This window comes from Arenibacter troitsensis, from assembly GCF_900177645.1.
GTDB lineage: Bacteria > Bacteroidota > Bacteroidia > Flavobacteriales > Flavobacteriaceae > Arenibacter > Arenibacter troitsensis.
Map to the genome: position 1 here is coordinate 160395 of NZ_FXAO01000002.1, position 24298 is coordinate 184692.

23 protein-coding genes are annotated in these 24298 nt (G+C 39.7%); 13 read left to right on the top strand and 10 right to left on the bottom strand.

The window, feature by feature from the left end; translation table 11 throughout:
* Window positions 1-5 precede the first annotated feature (5 nt).
* Both B9Y87_RS05340 and B9Y87_RS05345 read right to left on the bottom strand, forming a co-directional pair.
* Entirely contained in the window at window positions 6-1073 is a 1068-nt protein-coding gene (locus tag B9Y87_RS05340) for a response regulator (protein WP_085496932.1), read from the bottom strand.
* Window positions 1051-3804: a PAS domain S-box protein gene (locus B9Y87_RS05345; protein ID WP_085496934.1), complete on the bottom strand. Its 2754-nt coding sequence runs from the start codon at window positions 3802-3804 to the stop codon at window positions 1051-1053. Before B9Y87_RS05345 ends, B9Y87_RS05340 begins: the two co-directional genes overlap by 23 nt.
* 259 nt (window positions 3805-4063) lie before the next feature.
* Between B9Y87_RS05345 and B9Y87_RS05350 the strand changes: the two genes are divergently transcribed.
* A complete protein-coding gene (locus B9Y87_RS05350; RefSeq protein WP_085496936.1) occupies window positions 4064-4903 on the top strand; it encodes a patatin-like phospholipase family protein in 840 nt (279 codons plus the stop codon).
* A 215-nt stretch (window positions 4904-5118) separates the two neighbouring features.
* Here B9Y87_RS05350 and B9Y87_RS05355 read toward each other — a convergent pair whose 3' ends face one another.
* Entirely contained in the window at window positions 5119-5583 is a 465-nt protein-coding gene (locus B9Y87_RS05355; protein WP_085496938.1) for an Hsp20/alpha crystallin family protein, read from the bottom strand.
* Window positions 5584-5804: 221 nt separating this feature from the next.
* Between B9Y87_RS05355 and B9Y87_RS05360 the strand changes: the two genes are divergently transcribed.
* On the top strand, window positions 5805-8315 hold the full coding sequence (locus tag B9Y87_RS05360) for a cation-translocating P-type ATPase (RefSeq protein ID WP_085496940.1): 2511 nt from the start codon (window positions 5805-5807) through the stop codon (window positions 8313-8315).
* Between the two features lie 28 nt (window positions 8316-8343).
* Here the strand turns inward: B9Y87_RS05360 and upp are convergent, their stop codons facing one another.
* From upp to B9Y87_RS05385, 5 genes are all read right to left on the bottom strand, one after another.
* Window positions 8344-8997: a uracil phosphoribosyltransferase gene (gene upp / locus B9Y87_RS05365; RefSeq protein WP_085496942.1), complete on the bottom strand. Its 654-nt coding sequence runs from the start codon at window positions 8995-8997 to the stop codon at window positions 8344-8346.
* Window positions 8997-10097, bottom strand: coding sequence for a site-2 protease family protein (locus B9Y87_RS05370; protein WP_085497538.1), 1101 nt, complete (start codon window positions 10095-10097; stop codon window positions 8997-8999). The genes upp and B9Y87_RS05370 overlap by 1 nt, the downstream gene beginning before the upstream one ends.
* Before the next feature lie 199 nt (window positions 10098-10296).
* Window positions 10297-10812 (bottom strand): hypothetical protein, encoded by a 516-nt coding sequence (locus B9Y87_RS05375; RefSeq protein ID WP_085496944.1) that lies wholly within the window; start codon window positions 10810-10812, stop codon window positions 10297-10299.
* A gap of 3 nt (window positions 10813-10815) precedes the next feature.
* Window positions 10816-11577, bottom strand: a complete 762-nt coding sequence (locus B9Y87_RS05380) for an SDR family NAD(P)-dependent oxidoreductase (RefSeq protein ID WP_176225594.1) — start codon at window positions 11575-11577, stop codon at window positions 10816-10818.
* 1 nt (window position 11578) lies between these two features.
* Window positions 11579-12217, bottom strand: coding sequence for a WG repeat-containing protein (locus tag B9Y87_RS05385; protein WP_085496946.1), 639 nt, complete (start codon window positions 12215-12217; stop codon window positions 11579-11581).
* A gap of 395 nt (window positions 12218-12612) precedes the next feature.
* Between B9Y87_RS05385 and B9Y87_RS05390 the strand changes: the two genes are divergently transcribed.
* Window positions 12613-13437 (top strand): universal stress protein, encoded by an 825-nt coding sequence (locus B9Y87_RS05390; RefSeq protein ID WP_085496949.1) that lies wholly within the window; start codon window positions 12613-12615, stop codon window positions 13435-13437.
* A 33-nt stretch (window positions 13438-13470) separates the two neighbouring features.
* On the opposite strand, the gene B9Y87_RS05395 is transcribed toward B9Y87_RS05390, so the two are convergent.
* Complete coding sequence (locus B9Y87_RS05395; protein WP_085496951.1) at window positions 13471-13875, bottom strand: hypothetical protein; 405 nt, start codon at window positions 13873-13875, stop codon at window positions 13471-13473.
* 92 nt (window positions 13876-13967) lie between these two features.
* Between B9Y87_RS05395 and B9Y87_RS05400 the strand changes: the two genes are divergently transcribed.
* The 8 genes from B9Y87_RS05400 to B9Y87_RS05435 all read left to right on the top strand — a co-directional run bounded on the left by B9Y87_RS05400 (window position 13968) and on the right by B9Y87_RS05435 (window position 22147).
* The gene (locus B9Y87_RS05400; RefSeq protein WP_085496953.1) at window positions 13968-15479 is read left to right on the top strand and encodes a sensor histidine kinase; all 1512 of its coding nucleotides are present in this window, start codon (window positions 13968-13970) and stop codon (window positions 15477-15479) included.
* A gap of 7 nt (window positions 15480-15486) precedes the next feature.
* A complete protein-coding gene (locus tag B9Y87_RS05405) occupies window positions 15487-16539 on the top strand; it encodes a response regulator (protein WP_085496955.1) in 1053 nt (350 codons plus the stop codon).
* A gap of 97 nt (window positions 16540-16636) precedes the next feature.
* Entirely contained in the window at window positions 16637-17473 is an 837-nt protein-coding gene (locus tag B9Y87_RS05410; protein WP_085496956.1) for a universal stress protein, read from the top strand.
* 94 nt (window positions 17474-17567) lie between these two features.
* Window positions 17568-18413 (top strand): universal stress protein, encoded by an 846-nt coding sequence (locus B9Y87_RS05415; RefSeq protein WP_085496958.1) that lies wholly within the window; start codon window positions 17568-17570, stop codon window positions 18411-18413.
* An 18-nt stretch (window positions 18414-18431) separates the two neighbouring features.
* Window positions 18432-19298: a universal stress protein gene (locus B9Y87_RS05420; protein ID WP_085496960.1), complete on the top strand. Its 867-nt coding sequence runs from the start codon at window positions 18432-18434 to the stop codon at window positions 19296-19298.
* Window positions 19298-20146, top strand: coding sequence for a universal stress protein (locus B9Y87_RS05425; RefSeq protein ID WP_085496962.1), 849 nt, complete (start codon window positions 19298-19300; stop codon window positions 20144-20146). The genes B9Y87_RS05420 and B9Y87_RS05425 overlap by 1 nt, the downstream gene beginning before the upstream one ends.
* Window positions 20147-20312: 166 nt before the next feature.
* Window positions 20313-21173 (top strand): universal stress protein, encoded by an 861-nt coding sequence (locus B9Y87_RS05430; RefSeq protein ID WP_085496964.1) that lies wholly within the window; start codon window positions 20313-20315, stop codon window positions 21171-21173.
* Window positions 21174-21307: 134 nt separating this feature from the next.
* Complete coding sequence (locus tag B9Y87_RS05435; protein WP_085496966.1) at window positions 21308-22147, top strand: universal stress protein; 840 nt, start codon at window positions 21308-21310, stop codon at window positions 22145-22147.
* Window positions 22148-22191: 44 nt separating this feature from the next.
* Here the strand turns inward: B9Y87_RS05435 and trxA are convergent, their stop codons facing one another.
* Window positions 22192-22491 carry a thioredoxin gene (gene trxA, locus B9Y87_RS05440; RefSeq protein WP_085496967.1) on the bottom strand — a complete coding sequence of 100 codons (300 nt, stop codon included), beginning with the start codon at window positions 22489-22491 and terminating at the stop codon, window positions 22192-22194.
* Between the two features lie 114 nt (window positions 22492-22605).
* On the opposite strand from trxA, the gene B9Y87_RS05445 reads away from it, so the two are divergent.
* Window positions 22606-23442, top strand: a complete 837-nt coding sequence (locus tag B9Y87_RS05445; protein WP_085496969.1) for a universal stress protein — start codon at window positions 22606-22608, stop codon at window positions 23440-23442.
* A 10-nt stretch (window positions 23443-23452) separates the two neighbouring features.
* Complete coding sequence (locus B9Y87_RS05450) at window positions 23453-24298, top strand: universal stress protein (RefSeq protein ID WP_085496970.1); 846 nt, start codon at window positions 23453-23455, stop codon at window positions 24296-24298.

The following is a 24298-nucleotide window of genomic DNA, read 5'->3' on the forward strand; positions in this document are numbered from 1 at the left end:
CAACCTTAAAAATCAGCTACCTCCCTAAGTCCCTTTTCATTTAAAATAATGATCCTTCTCCCATGGTCGGTGGCAATAAAGCCTTCGTCCTTAAAATCCGATAAGGTACGGATAGCGGTTTCAGTAGCGGTACCGATCATTCCGGCGAAATCCTCCCTAGGTATACCTATTCCACCCATGGGTTTGTCCTGTATAACATGTTTATCATAAAGTTCCAAAAGCGCCTTTGCCGCCCTTTGCCTTACCGAGGCAAAAGCCATATCCACCAATTGCTCCTGTAGGTGCATTAAATTATTGGATATCATGCCAATGAATTTTTGTGAAACTGCAGCGTTGCCATAGATTAATTTGGTAAAATCCTTCCTAGGTATGGCACACATTTCGGCATCCTCCAGCACAGTGGCATTTTCCACATAAACGTTATCGGAATTCAACAAGGAAAGTTGCCCAACAAAATCTCCCGGACCATATATTCCTGTTACAAATTCCTTTCCGGATTCCGTACTTTTGTAGGTCTTTACACTACCCTTTTCTATGAAATACAAAGATTTTGCGTTATCACCTTCCCAAAAAACAATATCCCTTTTATGATAGGTTTTAAGGGGATAGTCCTTGGAAAGACTTATCAAATCGCCATATTGGGAAGCCTCGTCCAGGAATTTATTGAGGCCTTCCATGTTTTTGGCAATCTCCTTTTTAAGAAAGTCGCTCTTACGCAAACGGGAGGATATGGCTTCCAATAATTCCTTTTCCTCAAAAGGTTTGGTCAGATAATCGTCTGCCCCCAAATTCATTCCCAACCTCACCTCTGCCCTATCGGTTTTTGCTGTTAAAAATATAAAGGGTATGCTAGAGGTGGCACTGTTTTTACCCATCAGTTCCAAAACTCCATACCCATCCAGTTCTGGCATCATGATATCACATATAATTACGTCTGGCTTAAATTTGCCTGCAAGTTCTACCCCTATTTTTCCATTCTCGGCAGTAGCTACATCGTAATTGGCCAATTCCAATATGTCCGCGGTATTTTCCCTTACGTCCTTGTTATCCTCAATTAATAGAATTTTTTTCATTTTCGTATATATTTACCGGAAGCATTACCTTGAAGGTGCTACCCACTCCTAATTCACTGTTAAAGCTAACACCACCGCCCAAAAGCTCCGTATACTGTTTCACAATATGAAGTCCAAGACCTGTGCCCTGAAAGTTGGTAGCATTCTCTGCGCGAAAAAAGCGGTTAAAGAGATTTTTTTGCTCCTCTTTGGGTATACCAATGCCTTTATCCTTAATATTTATGGATAAGTCTTTACCAGTAACCTTTATTTCGATGATGATCTCCTTGTGCTCCTCCGAATATTTTATGGCATTGGAGAGAAGATTTATAAGGATATGGTTCAATAGTTTCGGATCCAGATAAACCGATATTGAGGGTTGGGAATACTTTAATAGAATGTCCTGGCCTTCTTTTTTGTTCGGCTCCAATTCATCGATCAACATTTTTATAAACGGTATTAACTCAAAAGACTTCGGTTTAACCTGTACTTTACCCTCTTCCAACTTGCTCAATGACAGAAAATCGTTAAGAATAACAACAAGATCCTTTACATTATTTCTTATTCTGGAAACGTGCTTCAACCTCCTATCTTCCTTACCAGGCTCATTTTGTTTCCCTATTAGGATTGCTGAAGATAGAATGGCACTTAGTGGGGTGCGGAATTCATGGGAGGCCATCGAAATAAAACGGGATTTCAGCTCATTTAGTTCCTTTTCCACCTTGAGTGTCTTTTCCAATTTATGCTGAACCATTTTCTGCTCGGTAACATTGTTGTAAACAAACAAGGCCCACTTTATTTTCTTTTCATCGGAATAGAGCGGTGTGGAATTTACCGCATAACACTGATTTTGAAAATCCACTTCAAAAGAAATATTGCTGCCTCGTAATGTTTTTCGAATATCGGATTTAATTTTTTTGATCTGCCATTTTGAAAAAACCGGGATATCATCAATGGGTATTCCTTCAAAATCCGACTTATTAATATTGACACGGTCCATTTCCTCCCCTTCCACATAAACCAGTTCATAATGTGAATTAAAGACCATAATAACCCCATTGGGAAAATTGTGCGCTATAGCAGTAAATAATGCCCTGTTCAATTTGGCCTTCCTTTCCGCTCTTTGTGTTTCTACCAATTGATCTTCAAGGCTTATACTGGTAGACACCAATTTTTGCACTGTAGATTGTACCTCCCTTGTACGTTCTTCCACGGTATTCTCTAAATGAAGGGCATATTCCTCCAATTTTTTCTTGGCATCCTGAATTTCTGTTACATCGTTCAGAACCCCTATAAAATGGGTTAATTTTTCGTTTTTATCATATAGAGGGGTAATGAACAGATCGTTCCAAAAGAGGGCGCCATCCTTTCTGTAATTTCTTACCAACACCCTACAAGGCATTCCCTCCTTTACGGCTTTGGCCAGTTGTACAATTCCAAGCTGATCGCGATCGTCATTCTGTAAAAATCTACAGTTTTTGCCGGTCACTTCTTCGACCCCATATCCGGTAATATCCGTAAAAGACTTGTTGCCATAAATTATAGGTTGTAAAGGATGTTGGGCATCCACAATAATGATACCGTTCCCAACAGCTTCCAATGCCCTATTTCTAATATTTAGGGTATCCTGTAACACTGTGGTTTCGGTAATATCCAAGCCCGAGCTTACCACGCCAATAATTTCATTATTTGCATTCCTCAATGTAGCATTGCTCCATTGAATTAGTCGCTCTTCCCCTCCTTTGGCAATTACAAGGTTTTCATACATATTGGGCACTTCCAACCTCTCTTGGATAATGTCTTCAAAGAGTTCCATTAATCGCTTTTTATCCCTGGTCGGAATAAAATTCTTAAACCAGTTTTTCTTTAAAATAGCTACTTCTTCAACACCCAATATTTCACAAGTTCTTTTATTGACAAGTTCAACGGTATGTTCCCTGTTGATTACTAGAAACATTGTAGGAGAAGAATCCAAATATTGGCGGAGCAATTTTTCTTCCTTGTCCAGAGCCATTTCTATTTCCTTCCCCTTTGTGATATCCTGCATAAAACCCTCCAAACTACATATGTTTCCCTGCTCATCAATTACACAGGAAACCTGCTCCCATATCCATTTTATTTCCTTCTTTGCCGTAATGATCCTATAGGTAAGCTGATACTGTACCTTGTCCGAAATTGCCTTCTTTATCTCCTGTAGGACCCTAAATAGATCTTCCGGGTGAATTAAGGACTCCCATTTTATATTAGAGTTGTCATAAAATTGTGCCGGAGAATATCCGGTTATCTCCAAGCAAGCCTCACTGATAAATTCAATGTTCCAAGGGCTATCCGTTTTAGAGCGATATACAATTCCGGACACATTGGAAATCAACGTTCTAAACTTTCTATCACTTTCAAATACTGAAATATCGGCTGGTTTACAATAAATGACTTTTACGTTCTGAGATTTTATTACAGTTGGGACGATCCTAATATCGATTGGAAATTTAGCTCCATTCTTGTCCCTACCATAAAATTGATTGGGGCCCACGACAATCCTATTCATCTCTGCAGCAACAGCATTTAGCTTCCAATCCGGAATAATCAAATGAATATCCTGATGCAACAACTCCCCTTCCACATATCCGAACATTCTATGCGCAGACAAGTTGGCAATGAGCATAGATCCATATTGGTCTACCACAATTAGTCCAGCTAAGGAAGATTCAAAAATGGATTGAAAGAGATCACTATTCGCTATTTGTTCATTCATTGTGCCTTTTCTGATTTTCACTAATTGGTCCTGACAAAACCAAAAGGAAGCGCTATTATGTTTTTTCGTTACCTATTTACTGTCAAATGAAGCCTTTTTACAGGTATTTTGGCAATCTGTTACACAAATGTATTATGTACTTCATCTGAAAGAAATGATATCGGTCATAACCCCTGCCTAGATTGTAAAAAACCTGATAAAGGTCATATGTGTATTTCTTTAGATGGAATAATTTTGATTCAAATTCTAAATAAAAGATATGACAATAGGGTTGGTCCTTTCTGGTGGTGGTATACGGGGTGTTGCCCACGTTGGGGCCATAAAGGCTTTGGAGGAATACGGCATTTATCCTTCCCATATTGCCGGCACCAGTGCAGGTGCCATTGTTGGTGCATTGTACGCTTCGGGCTGTAACTGGGAGCAAATGTTGGATTTTTTTAAGACTACAGAGATTTTTAGTTTTAATAAATATGCCGTAGGAAAACCTGGTTTCCTGGATACGGAAAAATTCCATGATCAATTTAAGGCCTACACACCCCATGACACCTTCGAATCCTTGGAAAAGCAACTTTATGTAACGGCTACCAATTTGCTTGATGGCACGCTAAATGTCTTTAGTGAGGGCGAACTCATAAAGCCCGTATTGGCGTCGGCAGCGGTTCCCGGACTATTTGCGCCAGTAGAGATGAACAAAGGTTATTTCGTAGACGGGGGGACCTTGAACAATTTTCCGGTTGACCTAATAAAAAAATACTGTGACCGGATTGTGGGTGTCTATGTAAACCCGTTCAATCATGTAAGCATCAAAGACCTTAATCATGTAAACAAAGTTTTGGAAAGGGCCTATCATGTAATGGTGGCCAATGAAACCACTAAAAAATTTATAGACTGTGATCTATTGATCCGACCGGACAAAATGGATCAGTATAGCATGTTCAGCATGAAAAATTTGGACATCATTTTTGATTTGGGCTATAATGCCACCATCAAAGCACTTCGCAACAGTCCACTGGCCTCAGAATTGTTATCTGCGGCAGAATTAGAGGCTATGAACGGATTTTCATTGGATCCTGCCGTTGTTGGGAAACCACAGAAATAGACTTTCCTAAATGCCTTTATTATCGAGAACTTGCTTTAATTATACGTATACCAGGGTATGTACTATGGGATCCACAGTAAAACTAAATTCTATAAACAACCCAAACCAATGGCACGCATTTAAAATGCAAAAGCCTTCCCGTTTAGGCCACCCACATGGACATATTTTGGGTTCTGACGGGAAGGAATTGCTTCTAACAAATAACCAACCAATAATTATCCGATCTGTACTTTTTTAGGAGGTGTTTTTTTAGCTTCCTCTTTCTTGGCAAGATTAAAGCTAAGAATACCATCCTTGTAGGCAGCCTTAATTTCTTCATGCTTCACATTATCAGGCAGTTGCAATGATCGCTCAAAGGAATTATAGCTAAATTCCCTTCGTGTAAATTTGTCCTCCTTTTCCTCCTTGGATTGCGACTTCTCGGCAGCAATATTTAAGCATCCGTCATCAATGGTTACTTCAAAATCCTTTTTTTGAAAACCTGGAGCAGCAAGCTCAATCTCAAAATGGTCGTCGGTTTCCTTAATGTTCAAGGCTGGCTCCGACCTTTTCCCATTCCAAAAACTATCGGGCAACATGTCCCTAACCCAAGCACGATTATCGAAAAAATCGTCCATATCAAAAAAATCTTGGGTTATAAGGTTTCTAAATGGTCTTCTCTTAAATTTTACAAGTGTCATAATATTTTATTTTTAAGGGTTATATATTTATTGTAATTCTAAAATACATCCAAACAGCCTTGTACAAAATGATTTAGGTCAGTCGCACATAAATTCCTTACATTTATTTTTACCATATCAAATCATGGTATCAAAACTGTGCTAACCATATCCGAATTATAGAAATTGCTAAAGTTGGATTCCAATGCTTGGTTAACTACAATTTTGTTAAATTAGATAGTATGATCAATCCAATCGATTTTGGCATTAAAGGGCTAACGAATGAAGCGGTAAAAAGCTCTAGAAAAAAGTACGGGGAAAATAGCCTTAACTACAAGAAGGAAAATGGTTTTTTCGACGCTTTAAAAAGTATCGCCCAAGAGCCAATGGTCATTTTATTAATGGTGGCCTCTTCTATCTATTTTATCACTGGAAATAACGGGGATGGTATATTTATGGTTGCAGCCATTATCCTGGTAGCCTCCATATCCCTTTATCAGGACTCCAAAAGTAGGATGGCACTGGAAAAATTAAAAAGTCTAACCCAACCCAATAGTCAGGTCATTAGGAACGGAGAAGTAGTAGAGATACCCAGTGAGGAGTTGGTAGTTGGCGATAGCCTAATGGTTGAGGAAGGCAACACCATTCCTGCCGATGGCATCATTGTTCATTCCAACGATTTCTCCGTAAACGAATCCATTCTTACAGGAGAATCGCTTTCCGTTTTTAAGGATGCATCAAAATTGGACAATAAGATATTTGGAGGCACTACCGTTGCTAGTGGACTGGCAATCGCCACCATTACTGAAATTGGCAACAACACCCAGTTGGGTAAAATTGGAAAAAGTATCGAAGGAATCCAGGAAGAAAAAACGCCCTTGGAGAAACAGATTTCCAATTTCGTAAAAAATATGTCCATTTGGGGCGGTATCATTTTTCTACTGGTGTGGGGTATCAATTACCTTCAATCACGGGAGGTTTTGGAGAGTTTGCTACAAGCCCTGACCTTGGCCATGAGTGTCCTGCCAGAAGAAATACCGGTGGCCTTCACCACTTTCATGGCCTTAGGTGCCTATAGATTGATGAAAATGGGCATTGTGGTAAAACAAATGAAAACCGTTGAATCCTTAGGAAGTGCTACCGTTATTTGTACGGACAAAACCGGCACCATAACCCAAAATAAGATGGAGCTTGCAAAACTCTTCACCCTGGATACGGGAGAGGTAATTTCTGTAGAAAGCACCTTAAATAATTTTGAAAAAGAATTGGTCACCATAGCGATGTGGGCCAGCGAACCAATACCTTTCGACCCTATGGAAAAAGCCTTGCATGAGGCCTATACCAGAATTGCCCCTGTAGACCAACGGCCGCATTATAAAATGGTACACGAGTATCCGTTAAACGGAAAACCTCCGATGATGACCCATCTGTTCGAAAATAGTGAAGGTCACCGTATCGTTGCCGCCAAAGGGGCCCCCGAAGCTCTTTTGGCAACCTCCACACTTACCGATACTCAAAAAGAACAGATTACGGCTATCTTGACCAATTTAGGGCGGCAAGGATACCGAATGTTAGGAGTGGGGCAAGCTATTTTTCAAGGGTCTGAGTTTCCGGAAAAACAACAGGATTTTCAATTTGTCTTCAAGGGATTGGTGGCCTTTTATGACCCCCCAAAAGATAACATTCGCCAGGTATTGAAAGATTTTGACAAGGCCGGAATACAGGTAAAACTGGTTACAGGTGATAATCCAGCCACTTCCATGGCCATTGCCAAACAGATTAATTTTCCCGGCTATGAAAAAAACATGACCGGGGAAGAACTAATGCAATTAGGGGATACTGAATTACAGCAAAAGGTAAAAAGTACACAGGTCTTTACCCGTATGTTCCCAGAAGCCAAACTACGAATTGTAAACGCCATAAAGGCCAATAACGAAGTAGTGGCCATGACCGGTGATGGAGTCAACGACGGTCCAGCGCTCAAGGCAGCGCATATCGGGATTGCCATGGGCCAAAAAGGAACTGAGATTGCCAAGCAAGCCGCCTCCTTGATCTTGGTGGACGATGACCTTTCCAAAATGATAGATGCCATTGCCATGGGCAGAAAAATATATAGCAATCTAAAAAAGGCCATCCAGTATATCATATCCATTCATATCCCAATCATATTAACGGTATTTATTCCCTTGGCATTGGGGTGGGTCTATCCCGCTATATTTTCACCCTCCCATGTTATTTTATTGGAATTGATTATGGGCCCCACCTGCTCCATTATTTATGAAAACGAGCCGATGGAGAAAAATACCATGATTAAAAAACCAAGGCCATTTACTACCACTTTTTTTAAGTTCAAGGAATTGATAACCAGTATCATTCAAGGACTAGTGATTACCCTGGGATCGTTATCGGTATACCAATACGCCATTTTTGAAGGATATAACGAATCAGTAACCAGAACCATGGTGTTTATGGTCTTGATATCTTCCAATATTTTTCTGACCTTGGTAAACCGCTCTTTCTATTATTCCATTTGGACCACTTTAAAATATAAGAACAACCTAGTGCCTTTAATTATAGGGATTACTTTGATCTTATCGGCATTGTTACTCTTTGTGCCCCCATTAACAAGGTTTTTTCAATTTGAAACCTTATCCTTCAAACAGCTGGCAATTGCTGTCCTGGTAGGCATAATATCCGTACTATGGTACGAAATTGTGAAAGGGATTAAACGAGCCAGGTTAAAATTAAAATAGTGCAATAAATGTCCGGATGGTAAGAAGGCTAAAGTTTCACTCCAAATGCCAAATCCCCAGCATCCCCTATTCCTGGAACAATATAGCCTTTGCTATTTAATTGGGTATCAATGGCCGCTATCCACAATTGGGTATTCTTTGGAAAAACTGTCTTAATATGGTCTATCCCGGATTGGGAACCTATTACCGAAATAATATGGATCTGCTTGGGTTTGCCATGATTCTTAAGTGCATTTAAAACATTTTCCAAGGTTTTTCCTGTGGCCAACATAGGATCTGTAAGTAGTAAGGTTTTATTTTCCAGAGATGGGGCAGCAAAGTATTTTACGATGACTTCAAAAGCATCCTCATCTCCACGGTGATGCCTATAGGCCGAAATAAAAGCGTTCTCCGCGTTGTCAAAATAATTTAACAGGCCTTGATGTAGAGGGAGTCCGGCACGTAAAACGGAACACAGCACCAGATCATCCACTGGCATGGCCATTTCTTTGGTTCCCAAAGGAGTTTCAACCGCTTGGTTCCTATAGTTAAGGGTCTTGCTAAGTTCATAGCCCAAAATTTCCCCAATACGTTCAATATTGCGCCTAAAGCGCATGCTATCTCGTTGAATATGCGTATCCCTAATTTCGGCTACAAATTTATTTAACAGTGAATTTTCTTCCCCTAGACTATGTATAACCATCAATTACCTATTTTATTCCAATATACCGCTTTCAACAATATAAATTCACTGATATTTGCCATATCTATAGCTCCGATTAATTTTGAATTCTTTGTAACGGGAAAAAAACTTTTCTTTTCCTTTCCTACCAATTCCATTACCCTAAGGATTTCTGTAGATTCATCTATTGGAGTGAAGTTCCTATCCATAATATCCCTGACAAGTGTGGATGGGGTCTTGGCATACTTAATAACATCCTTTTGGGTTACAATTCCTATTACATCCTCGTCCTGTGCAACCACAAAATCTTTTTCCGTACCGGCCAAAAGGATTTCTATTACCTCTTGTACATTATTATCCGGACGCAATACCGATATTTTGGTCAAGGTGGCCTCCTTTACCAAATGCCCCTGCAACAGTGAGTTTTGCTTAACCATTTGATTCTCGCCATACGCCCCGAAGAAAATAAAAAAGGCAATAAGAATCAAAAAGGGATTTACGAAAAATCCTAGGATAAAAAATACTACGGCCAATGCCTGACCAATACTGGCTGCAATGTTCGTTGCCTGCACCCGACTCAATCTAAAGGCCAACAAGGCCCTAAGCACCCGCCCGCCATCCATAGGAAATGCAGGAATAAGATTAAACACCACCAACATTATATTGGCGATGAAGAGATAAAAAAGAAAATTCTGTAAGTTGGGTGCATAAAGCATCTCTTCTACCATGATATTATCGAAATTAAAATAGCTATTAATAGGTATTATAAGAGACAAAATAATGGCGATCACAACGTTAACGGCCGGACCGGCCAAGGCTACCAAAAGTTCCTGCCCAGGTTTTTCCGGCATTTTATCCAAAGTGGCCACACCGCCAATGGGTAGAAGTATGATTCTTTGGGTTTTGATACCAAATTTTCTAGCGGTCAGGGCATGACCCAATTCGTGCAACACCACACAGGCCATCAATACCAATATAAATCCCTGATTAACGGCTACCCTTTCAAAGTTTCCACTATTCTGAAATTCAATAAAACCGGCCCAAATCAATAATAGCGCAAAAGTCCAATGCACCTCCAATTGAATACCAGCAATCTTTCCCAACCTTAAAAAACCTTTCATAAATAATATTTTGTTGAAGATATTTCCACAGCAGGACATTGCCAATGACAAATGTCATAAGTGCTAACATTGCCCCGTGCAAATACCTAGGAAAGCAAACCCATAATCTTGAAACCTGAAATATTATAGCACGGTAAAAACAAATTAGGAAAGGCCTGGCGGTAATATCCGGTAATATTGGAAGAATGAAGGGCCAATATCAGCTTATTTTTAATTTTCGTATCCTGGCATTTATCGAAGCTATTTCCTCCTTTTGCAATTTTCGGATAAGACTCCTAAAGTCCTTTTCCAATCCTGGATCTTGGTCTTTAATTTCACATAGGGCCTGTAAAGCGTTCACCCTTACGATCCTACTTTCGGCAGGATCGTTTGCCCACTCCTTTAGTTTGGCCAAGACTAATTTCAGCTCATGATCATTAAGGAGCAACCTGGACACCAACAAGGACAGATGCCACTTCAATTCCTTATCATCTGAACTTTGGGTCAATCCCAATAAGGTACTTTTGTGACTTTCCAGATATTCCGGGTGCCGTAGCGTAATTTTTTCCACGGCATCCGCAGCCCTCATTACTATATGCCTATCCTTAGCGCGGAAATAATGGAATAAACGGTCGAAGTCCTTTTGATTTCGTATTAAAGGAACAAGAAAATTTACCCCTCCTATGGTCCTTAGGTCTCCACCCTCCAAATATTTTCTTATATCTTCCTTATCCATATCTCAAGAACTTAACATACCGCCATCTACCACATGGGTTGTTCCGGTAATATACTTACTCTCGTCCGAGGCCAAGAAAAGCGCCATCTCCGCAATCTCCTTGGATTCTGCATATCTACCCAAAGGTACAGCGGCCTCAAAGCCTTTCATAACCTCATCAGGACTGCTGGGCGACATTTCCACTTCTATACGCCGCATCATATTATTGTTAACGGGACCTGGATGAATGGTATTCACACGAATTTTACGCTCGGCATTTTCTTGGGCAGCGACCCTCATTAAACCAACCACCGCATGTTTGCTGGCCACATAAGCTCCCAATCCGGCAAAACCCTTTAAACCGGCTACAGAGGAAGTAATAATTACACTTCCACCGCGCTGCATTTTCGGAATTACATGCTTGCAACCCAACCAAACTCCTTTTAGGTTTACCCCAATTACCTTATCGAAAATCTCGTCCGGATATTCCGTAATTGGTTTGGAAACACCTTCAATTCCCGCATTAGCGAAAAATATATCGATCTTTCCATGAACCTCTAGCGTTGTCTCGACAAACTTTTCGGTATCCGTGGCCTTTGAAACATCGGCAACACAAATGGACAGATTCTCGTGATCTATGGCCAAAATCGCCCTTTCCAAAACTTCCCTATCAATATCCACGATAACCACCTTGGCACCTTCCTGTAAAAACAGTTTTGCCGTGGCCAATCCTATGCCCCCAGCACCGCCCGTTATAACGGCTACTTTACCCTTTAGTCGCAACATCTTAATTGTTTAAAGTTATCTTTCTTACTTCCCAACCTTGATCTTGAGTATGTACCCCAACCAAGCCTTTTGATAATTGTTTCACCCCTACCGAAGGTCTTTGGTACCTTTTTTTGGTCATTTGGATATTATACCTTCTATTGAAAAACTCCACAATTTCCCCAGAGATATCCAACATAACATCGTGAAATTTAAATTCGTAAATATCTAGATTGAATTCGTTTTTCCCCTTCATGGATTTCTCAAAAAGAACAGCCGTGGTAAAACCATTCTTAAAGGGATAAACATTTAGTAGCTGGGGTTCAAGAACTACATTACCCTTGGTATCCATAAATCCGAAAACGGGAACACCATCCTCAACAATTTTGGTGATCAGGCACCTTCCTTCATTGAACATAGGATATTGAACGCCTGAAATATCCTTTTTTGAGGTATCGGCATCCTGGTTCCAATAAATATCGTTGCGAAAATTAATGACCAATTGACCCTCCTCATTAATAAATCCCCATTGGTTGCCCTGGCGAACAGCTGCCAAACCTTCGTTGAAAGGAGCTATCTCTTCAATATTTTTAACCGTTTGGGAATGAAATACGTTTGGAAACATGAACATTGCGAATGCTGTGATAATAATATTTTTCATGACTTTGATTTTTATTTCTACTAAAGTAATGTTTGGATATGCTGTACAAAATGACCAAAGTCAGTAGTTCACAAATAGTAAATTCCCTCTTCATAATATCATAAATATTCAGGGTTTAGAAGCTTTTGAAGATTTTATATTGGACTTATTTTCACCCAAAGCACAGGGGATCCCAAAACGGTAATTAAGTAATGCTGGCTATTGTGACCAATATCATTTTAAATGGCACAGCAACTGTATATTTTTGTTTCAGAACATTCTGGCGTTAAACGGGATCCTTGGCACCGCCCAAACAGATATGAAAATTTTGTATTGGCGACCTTTTCTCCGAACTGGCGAATTGAAACCGCTGCCAAAAGTAGACCCAAGATGATCACAACCATAAAAAAAATAAAATGAAACACATATTGGTACCTGTTGATTTTTCAAATCACTCGGCCTATGCACTGGAGGTCGCTGCCGGCATAGCAAAACAGCAGAACGCGGAAATTACCGTATTACATATGCTGGGAATTTCGGAGGCAGCATTTGCCGAAGAAGAATTTTCAGAGTACGAAGAAGCCAAATACTTTATGGGGCTTGCTAAGAAAAAATTTAGGACCTTTCTGGACAAACCCTATCTAAAGGACATTACTATTCATAAAATAGTACAGAACTACAAAGTATTCAATGAGCTCAACAATGTGGCCAAGGAACAAAATATAGATTTGATCGTGATGGGTTCGCATGGCAGCACTGGCTTCAATGAAATTTTTGTTGGATCCAATACAGAAAAGGTAGTGCGCACTTCCAATGTCCCTGTTTTGGTAATAAAAGAGCCAAATTCAAACTTCACTATAAACAATATCCTTTTCGCCTGTAGTTTTTCAGAAGATATGATTCCGGCATTTAAGAATGTTAAGTTGATGGCAAAAGAATTTTCGGCCCAATTAAAATTGATTTACATCAATACCCCATATCAAGATTTTTTGAGTACACCTGAAGGGGAAGATCGCATAGCCAAATTTATGTGGAAGGCCGGGGACACCCAATCCAAAGTTGAAATATACAATGACCGCAGTGTAGAAAACGGAATTCTTAATTTCAGTAAGACCGAAAAATTTGACCTCCTGGCACTTCCAACACATGGAAGAAAAGGCCTTTCACATTTCTTATTGGGAAGTATAGGTGAAGATATCGCCAACCACGCAAGATTGCCGGTAATGACATTTAAGATCTGATCAATGATCAGGGTCCCGACCAATTCTACATTACTATTCCTTTAGCAAAAGTTCCAGTTTGCCCAGCATCACCAACTCTGACTTATTTTTTCCTGAAAAACTATTGGAAATGGCATTTGCGGTGTCCAAAATAAGCACCTTGATAAATGCACTGAACATACCTTTATTATCCTCATAGAACTCCCTAAAATCGGCGTAACAGGCTTCACTGTCCAGATCATGGTCCATTGACCAATCAAATACCGATTCGATCTGATAAGCTGCATCGGTCCCAAAATCGTCCTCCAGCTCATCCACCTTCAACCAATATTGCCTAATAAAGGTCCTAAGCTTGCTAACTTCCTTTTCATGAACGCGGGAGTCTGCCATGGCAATGGCGTAGAATAATTTTCCCAAGTTTTCGTACAGTTCCTTACCTACTTCACTTGTATTTTTCATTGTTATATTATTAAAAAGAGTGAGCTAAAAATAGCGAATAGACCAAGCTTTTAATATGACAATAATCAGTTTAAAAATTTTATCTTTGGCTTATGCAGGCCTTTCAAAAAAACAGTGAAATATTCAATCTACTTTCCGAAGGGGTATCCGAAGGAATTATAGTTGTCAATACCAAACAGATTATAGTGGCCACCAATTCCTCGGCCGGGAGAATGTTTGGTTACGAAAAAGGAGAACTTTTGGGAAAACCATTGGACACCCTAATACCCAGAAGGTTCCACGGACATCACGGTCACCATGTTGAGGATTTTATTGACAAAAGTGAACGTCGGCAAATGGGCCGGGGCAGGGATTTGCACGGGGTACGAAAAAATGGGGAGGAATTTCCGGTCGAGGCGGGTCTAAATCCATTTAAGCTTTATAACGAAACCTATGTCATGGCTTTAGTAATTGATATTACCGAACGTAAGATCAAAGAAAGGGAATTGAGCCATTGGGCCAAGATATTTGATGAATCCCTTAATGAAATCTACGTTTTCGACGCCAACACATTACATTTTGTGAACGTAAACAAAGAGGCCCAGCGAAATATGGGCTATAAGTTGGAAGAATTTAAGGCCATGAAACCATTGGATATAAAGCCCAACATGGATGCCCCGCAATTCCAGTTACTTATAGAACCTTTGCTTAAAGGCAAAAGGGATAAGGTTAAGTTTGAAACCGAACATCAAAGAAAAGACGGATCCGTATATCCTGTAGAAGTACATTTGCAACTATCCACATTTGGTGAAAATGAGGTTATTGTTGCTATTATTTTAGACATTACAGAGCGTAAAAATTATACCGAAAAATTAGAAAAAAAGGTCCAAGAACGCACCAAACAACTCACCGAAGCCTTGGCCAAGGAGAAGGAATTGAATGAGCTTAAAACACGTTTCCTATCCTTGGTTTCCCATGAATTCAAAACCCCTTTGAGCAGTATCCTTACCTCCATAACCTTATTGGCCAAATATACCGAAAGCCACCAACAGGAAAAGCGAGACAAACACGTAGAAACCATAAAGAACAAAGTACGGTATTTGGATACCATTTTAACCGATTTTCTTTCGGTAGAGCGTTTGGATTCGGGAAAGGTAAACTACAAGATCGAAACCTTCCCTCTAAGTAAAATTGTAAACGAAGTAGTTTATGGTGCCAACATGCTCCTTAAGGCGGGCCAAACCATCCAATATCCCGAGAATATTGATGATATTTTCATCAGATTTGACGAAAAAACCTTGGAACTGGCATTGTCCAACCTAATACACAATGCCATAAAATATTCCCCTGAGGATACAACCATAAGTCTCGCTGTGAGCAGGGTTAAGGATACTATTTTAATAAATGTCATCGATTGTGGTATTGGCATACCTGAAGAAGACCAAAAACATATTTTTAATCGTTATTTTAGGGCAGAAAATGCGTTGTTAAACCAAGGTACTGGCATTGGACTTAACATTGCAAAACAGCATTTGGAAAATCTTGGTGCCACCATTGAATTTACCAGTGAAGAAAATAAAGGATCCATTTTTACTATAGTTATCCCATTAGAAAACGTAAATTGAATTAACAATGAAGACTATTCTATTAATAGAGGACGATAGGGCATTACGTGAAAACACCGAAGAGCTCTTGGAGCTTTCAGGTTATTCCATGATAACTGCCCCTAACGGAAAAATTGGTATTCAAATGGCCAAGGAGAAATTACCGGATATCATCGTCTGTGACATTATGATGCCAGAGGTAGATGGTTATGGGGTGCTTAAAGAGTTGTCTGTCCATGAAAAAACCAAACATATTCCCTTTATATTCCTATCTGCCAAAACCGAACACAAAGAGATAAGACGGGGAATGGATCTTGGTGCAGATGATTACCTTACCAAACCTTTCGAGGAAGAAGACCTTATAAATGCCATTGAAAGTAGATTGGCAAAGGTGGAGCTTTTGGGACGTCTGGCAAAGGAAGGATCCTTGCATCCTACCCAACCGGAAGATCAGATACGCTCCTTGAACGAGTTGAAGAATTTTTTTGACGACAATGGGGAACCCACTAGTTTTAACCAAGGAAGTACCATCTACCAAGAAGGAACCTATTCACATAAAATATACCTTATTCTAAAAGGGGTCGTAAAATGCCATACCATGGACGAGGACGGAAAAGAATTGATCACTTCCCTTTATAGGGCAGACGACTTTTTAGGTTTTACCTCCTTTATAGAAAATATCCCTTATCAAGAATCGGCAACTGCCATTGAGGATGTGGAACTGGCCGGGATATCCAAGGAAAACCTAAAACAGGTATTGGAGCAGAACCATAATATCTCCCTGGAGTTAATGGAACTGCTTACTGGGAATATCAAGGACATAAAGCAGCAATTACTGCAAATGGCCTATAGTTCCGTGCGTAAGAAAACCGCCCAAACCTTGTTGCAGTTCGCAGAACTAATGAACAAAAAATCCGAAGACCCTATTAAGATTTCACGAAACGATTTGGCCAGTGTAGCCGGTATTGCCACGGAAAGCCTTATCCGGACACTGTCCGGGTTCAAAAAGGAAGGGCTTATAGAAATTGAAGGTCGAAATATCCGTATCAAGGAATTAAAGGCCCTGCATTACATCAATTAAGATTATTCGTATAACTTTTTTTTGGAAACTGACCATTGTCATATTTCAAGCTTGACCATAGGTCTAGTTTTGTATGGATGTTTCTATTTAAAGTTGAATGAAGAATATACTGTTCCCCACCGATTTTTCCGAAAATTCATGGAACGCTATTGCATATGCCCTAAAGCTGTTCAAAGATGCCCCCTGTAATTTTTACGTTCTCCATGTTGATCCCTTAAGTAGATCGGGCGTAGAGAGCAATTCCTTTGTTATGCCGTCCAAAAGATTAAATACGGATCCCAGGAACCATTTAGCAGATATTTTTGGCCGCATTAAGACCAGCACCACCAACAAGGAACATCATTTTATTGCTCTCCATGAATTTGGCAATCTCATAGATATTATTCGAAAGACGGTATCGGATAAAAAGATAAATCTGATTGTCATGGGAACCAAAGGGGCTTCTGGCATTAAAGAAACCATATTGGGCAGCAATACCGGGAATGTCATGACCAAAGTACCCTGTAATTTATTGATGATTCCGGAAAAAGCCGAGCAATGCATCCCTAAGGAAATTGCCTTTCCTACCGATTACCATATTTTCTATTCCCATTCCATATTGGAAGCAATTTCAAATATGTTGCGTATCACAAAGGCCAAGCTAAGAGTTGTTAATGTCTCCAAGCCTGGGGTACAATTAAATGACACGCAAAATGAGAACATGATCTATCTACAGGACTATTTATTGGAACTTTATGAAGATTTGCATAGCATCCACCACTTAAAAAATGAAAAGGCAAAAAGGGCCATCGAGCAATTTGTAGTCAGAGAGAATATAGACATGGTACTCATGGTGGCCAAAAACCTAAATTTTTTACAACAACTGCTGTTCGATACCTCCATTAAAAAAATCAGTTTTCAGACCAGTATTCCTTTATTGGTCATGCACGAATAAACCTCCCCCCTATTGTGATATATGGCGACTGATAAATGTCATAGGTTTTGTAGGTCGCTACCGATAACTTTGGTAGGTATACAAAAGAAACCCTATGAGAGCAGTTTTAATTCCTACCGATTTTTCCAAGAGCGCTATGCATGCCATAGATTATGCACTTAATCTATATAAATGTGAACGCACCAATTTCTACTTTTTACATGCCTATGCAGACGAGGTTTATGGCCCCTTCAAAAACAATGGGGAAACCTCTTTTGAAGAACAAAAGGAAACTGTTAGGAATAACACGGATAAATCCTTAAAAGATCTCATACAAAAACTAGCTGCCAGGGAACACAATCCAAAACACACTTACGAAACCCTATCGGCATTCGACACTTTGGTCGATGCCGTTAACGACTTTGCCAACCAAATAAATGTTGACCTGGTCATAATGGGTACAAAAGGACAAACTGCCGACAAAAAAATTACTTTCGGCAGCCATACGGTACAGGTTTTCAAATACGTGCAGTGCCCGGTATTAGCAGTTCCTTTGGACTATAAGTACCATCAGCCAAAAAAGATATTGTTTCCCACAGATTATATGCTGCCTTATAAACGTAGGGAATTGAAGTTGTTGAACACCTTGGCCGCCGAATTTAAATCGGAAATTCACTGTCTTTATATTTCGGACTTTGAAGATTTAAGCAACAGGCAGATAGACAACCAACGTTTCCTTAGGGAATCATTGGCAGAAGCCTTCCTGTTTTTTGAAAGACGCCCCACAATGAATAAGGCGCAAGCCATAATGGATTACATCAAAAAGAACAACATAAATTTATTGGTCATGGTAAACTCGCGCCACTCATTCTTGGAAGACATGCTTTACAGATCAACGGTAGACGAAATTGGGCTACGTTTAAATATTCCCTTTTTAGTGATGCAGAATCTACCCCGATAATTCTAAAAAGATATAAGGATGAAAAAAGTATTATTGCCCACCGATTTTTCCGCCAATGCTTGGAACGCCATCGCGTATGCCTTAAATTATTTCCAAAATGAAAAGTGTCTTTTCTATATACTTCACACCTATACGCCCACTTTTTATAGGGTAGATTACATGATGGGCGGTCCGGTGAACAGTGCTATTCCGGACGAGGGGGTCGAGACGGCCCAGAAAGGTTTGGAAAAAACGCTTAGCGACATAAGAAAGAATTACCCAAATAAAAACCATCAATTCAAGACCATTTCTTCTTTTAATATTCTAACCGATGAAATTGAAGAGGTTACAGCACGGGAAGGATTGGACATTATTGCCATGGGAACCCAGGGGGCTACAGGGGCCAAGGAAATCTTTTTGGGAACCAACACGGTCCATGTTATCAAAAAAGCCAAGATTCCGGTATTGGCCATTCCCAATGGTTATGCCTTTAAGGAAATTGATACCATCGTCTTCCCTACAGATTACACCAGGCCTTATGACCCGGAAGCTTTAGGTTTTCTAGGTGAAATTTGCAAATGGCACAAGACTAAACTGATTGTATTAAATGTTAAGGAAGATTTTGTGCTTAATGAGCAACAAAATGCCCATAAAAAAGCACTTGGCGCTTTCCTTCAACCCATGGACCATAGCTTTGAGCAGGTGAAGGGCGAATTAATGCCCAATGCCATACATGAATATGTGGAAAAACACAGAATTGGGCTACTGGCCATCATGAACCGCAAACATACATTCTTACATCGCCTGATCAATAAATCTACCATAGACTCCATTGGATATCATTCCAGGATACCTTTTGTGGCCATACCGGAAACTTGGGAAGAATCCCTTAAAAAAACCAATTGATGAAAAATATATTGTTGCCGACAGATTTTTCCGATAATGCCTGGAATGCCATATTCACAGCATTAAAACTATATGCCAATGTACAATGTAAGTTTCTCATTCTACATGCCTATGAACCAAAGGCCATGAACATGTTGGGGCAAAAATACCAACAGCGATTAGGTGTAATTTATGACTCATTGGCTCAAAATTCGGTACAGGAACTAGATAAGATTTTGTCTTACCTCAACCAAAACCACAACAACCAGAACCATAGCTTTGAAACCATTTCCAGATCCGACACCTTAGAAGGATCGGTCAAGGAATTAGTCAAGATCAAAGATATTGACCTGGTTGTTATGGGTACCCAAGGTGCTACTGGGGCAAAGGAAATCTTTATGGGCAGTAATACGGTAAAAGTCTTAAAACAGCTTAAAAATATTTCCATTTTAGTAGTTCCCAATGACTTTAACTTCCAAAAGCTAAAAACACTCGTATTTCCAACAGATTATACAAGAAAATATGAAAAGTTTGAGCTATTTCCCATGCTAGAACTTGCAGAACTTTGGAACACTGCCATACAGGTGATATATGTGGCAGTAGAATTTATTCTTACCGATGACCAGAAAACGAACCTGAAAATTTTGGAAGAACGGTTGGGCGCTTATACATATACCCTGCATGATATTAACTTCGATGACAATATTGCGCAAAGTGTTGAGCGGTATGTTAATGAAACCAAGGCCGATCTCCTTACCATGGTGAGATACCGACATAGCTTTTGGGAAAGAATTATAGAAGAGCCTATTATTAAAAAAATAGCCTTCCATTCCATGGTACCGGTCTTGTTTCTTCCTGGGCAATCCTAGGAGAAGGAATTAAAAGAGGTTCAACCATTATTAGAGAAGGACCCACATAATGCCGAATATTATTATGCAAAAAGGGTCCTGACATTTTTTAATCATCCAAGGCTACGCCTCAAAGAACGAAACTTTCAGACAGGTGTTACCCCTTAGGAGCAATAACAACAAACAGATGAAAGCCAAGCATATACTTCTACCCACAGACTTTTCCACAAACGCCCGCAATGCCATAGACTATGCCATTTATCTATTTGAAAAGGAGAACTGTGTATTCCATATTTTGAATGCCTTTGAAGTAGGGGCCTCCAACTTAAGCAGTACAATGGGAAAGGCAAAAGACACCCGACTATTTAGGGCTATAAAAGATGAATCCAATAGAGACATAAAATCCCTAATAGACGAATTGAAATCCAAAAACACAAATAGCAAGCACTCCTTCAATGGATTGAGCATTGCCGATTCTTTGGTCAATGCCATAGGGAGAACCACAATAGATAAGGGCATACAATACATTTTTATGGGAACCAAAGGTTCCTCTGCATTAAAAGAGGTGTTTATGGGCAGTAACACGGTAAGGATCATTCAGAAAATAGACTTCTGTCCTATCATTGCCGTTCCTGAAAATTATAATTTTGACCTTCCTGATGAAATAGCCTTTGCCACAAATTTTGAACATATCTACAGTGAGGTAGAATTAGTACCACTTATAGGACTGGCCAAATTATGGGACTCCAGAATAAGCATAGTACATATTGATACGGGCAAGGATTTGCAAGCCCATCAAATTACTGCCAAGGATACATTGCCCGAACGGTTCTTTGGCCTAAAACACCGTTTTGAAGAGGTTAAAGGACATAGTACTATTTCTGGGGCCATAAATGACTATACCCATGAAAATGAAAACATAGGAATGATCGCCATGGTAAACTATTGGCATAGTTTCTTTGAGAAGCTTACCAAGGAAAATGTGATAAAGCGGGTAGCCTTCAATACGGAAGTACCTTTTCTAATATTTCCACTTATAGAGCCCTAAACACCACTGTCATTTTACAGCTATTAGAGCCAACATGATATATGTCATTCGGGAACAATTAAAGAACGATTAATTTTAGTTCATTATAATTTGCCAACCATACCAAACCATATTAAACCTTTAAAAAAACTTTTATGAAAAATATATTGATACCTACCGACTTCTCTGACAATGCTTGGAATGCCATTAAATATGGTACGGCATTGTACTCTAAAACCAGATGTACTTTTCATATCGTCCATATAAATCCCATTTCCTACAATTCCGGAGGCGAAGCCGCCATGTATGTCTCTCCGGAAATATTGGAGGAAACCATCCTTAAGGAAAGTAGGGAAAAATTGGAAAAATTGCTTAAAGAGGTCGAACGCCTGCCGCTAAACACCAAACATTCATTCAATATATCGGCCTTATACGGATTTTTTACCGATCATATTAAGCAGGAAGTGAAGGATAAAGACATTGACCTGATCATTATGGGAACCAAAGGGGCCACTGGTCTTAAAGCTGTTTCCATAGGAAGCAATACCGGCAACGTATTGACCAAAGTACGATGCGCGGTTTTGGCAGTGCCTGAAGACGCCGAATACAATACCCCACGAGAAATAGGGTTTCCTACAGATTTCCAGTTAAGCTATGACATTAAGGTCCTTAACCATATTAAGGAACTTACCATTATGCACAAGGCTGCACTACGCTTTCTGTATGTGTCCCAAAAAGGAAAGGACCTTACGGATCTACAGATGAAGAACAAGGAATTTATAAAGAATTATTTTAGTGAAAACGAACATTCCTTTCATACCCTTACCATAAAGAACCTGGATGACGCGGTGCAAGCTTTTGTAGAAAGCAGGGATTTGGATATGTTGGTCATGGTAGCCAAGAACCTAAACTTCCTGGAACGCATCCTATTTAAACCGGCGGTGGAAAAAATTAGTTACCATACCAAGATTCCATTTCTAATAGTACACGAATAAGAATGATGGTTCTTGATTGCAGGCCGAGTCCATGGGACCGCCCTTTATATATGCTGCTGAACAACCTGTAGTATGTCGTTCTTTTGAAGCACACCGGATTGCCTCCATACCTGCTTCCCGTTTTTAAACAATATCATGGTAGGCACCCCCCTTACCTGATAAGTACTGGCCAAGGATTGATTCTTATCCACATCGATCTTTACGATTTTTAGGGCAATCCCCATTTCGTCCTTGACCTGTTTTAAAATAGGTGCCAACATTTTACAGGGTCCGCACCAATCCGCGTGAAAATCAACCAGAACAGGGGTGTCTGAATTGATAATGTTATTAAAACTATCCTTCATAATCAAATTTTTAAAAAGTAAAATTACCTAAACAAAGAGAAAATGAAACTGACGAATATCATGGTTTTCAAAATTCTTCCGCTTTAGATTTACTGTACCAATGTAATAAACACTATGAAAAAAATATTGCTTCCTACTGATTTTTCAGATAACTCCATTAAGGCCATTGGCTACGCCTTGAAAATTTTCAAGAATGCAAAATGTAACTTTTACCTTATGCATACCTATATGCCGCCGGTATACAACGCCGAATATTTGGTAGGAAGTCCAGGTCTGATAGGCTTGGGCGATGTAATGCAGGAAACGTCCATGACCCAACTGGAAAAACTAAAAAGCCGTTTGGAAAAGGAACACAGCAACCCTAATCATAACCTGGTTATACACACTGCCTTCAACACCCTAGTAAATGAAGTTATGGAAACGGTTGAATCCGAAGGCATAGATTTGGTCGTAATGGGCACCAAAGGGGCCACAGGGGCCGAGGAGATCCTCTTTGGAACAAATACGGTGCACGTAATAAGAAAAGCCAATTGCCCTGTTCTGGTGGTACCTCCCAATTTTGAGTACGAGAATCCTATGGAAATATTATTTCCAACAGACTATGAAATTGTATACAATAAGGAGAAGTTGAGTCCGCTTTTGCACATAGCCAATGAATACGGATCCCAAATAAATGTTTTACACGTGTCCACAGGCTATGAACTTACAACAGATCGAGAAAAGCAAAAGAAAGGCCTTGAAAAGATTTTGGGTAACAAGGCATTGTTCCACAATGTTCCCAATAATGAAATTATAGATGCCATCAATGCCTTCCAGGCTAAGGAAAAAATCAACCTGCTGGTCATGGTTCAGAACAAACACACCTTTATGGAGCGACTTTTTATTGAACCTGTCATCAAAAAAATAGGTTTCCATGTTACTATTCCTTTTTTGGTAATTCCACAATTTTAATTTGTAGATTATGAAGAATATTCTTGTTGCCACCGATTTTTCCAATAATGCCTATTGCGCCCTGTTCTACGTAACAAAACTATTGGCATCGGAAAAATGTACTTTTTACATTCTTAACACCTATTCGGAACTTACCATAGCCCCAGGCAAAAAGCTTCCAATACTAAATATCAAAAAACATCTGAAAGAACTGGAAGTGGAGTCCAAAGATAAATTAACGCATACCAAACACAAAATAGTCTTGGACAATGAGAATCCTCTACACACCTTTAAGACCATATCACAAAAAGGGGACTTGGTAAATATCATAGCGCAACAAATAGAGGAACATAAGATTGATTTGGTAACCATGGGGAACAAAGGACTCACCGAAGCTACCGATGTATTTTTTGGGAGCAATACCATAAAAGTGGCGGATAATCTTAAATGCCCTTTATTGGCCATTCCGGGCGAAATGGATTTCCACCCTATAAAGGAAATTGCTTTTGTCACTGACCTGAGAAAGGATTGTGGCCAAAAAACAATAGATCAACTGCTCTACATGGCTTCTTTGTCCAAGGCTTCCATTAGGGTCGTACACGTTCAGGAACAGCATATGCTAAACAAGACACAGGAGGAAAACAGAAAGAAATTGGAAGATAGTCTAAATAAGGTAGGCCATTCCTTTCAATGGATCAAAAATTTTGACGACAAAGCCAAGGTAATAGATATCTTTTTGGAAAAACTGAAGGTGGATTTGTTCGCCATGGTACATGAAAAACGAAATCTTTTTGAAAAACTTACCCGTGAACCAGTGGTAAAAGACTTAAGCATGTATTCCGATATCCCCTTCTTAATTCTCCCCTCCCAAGAATGA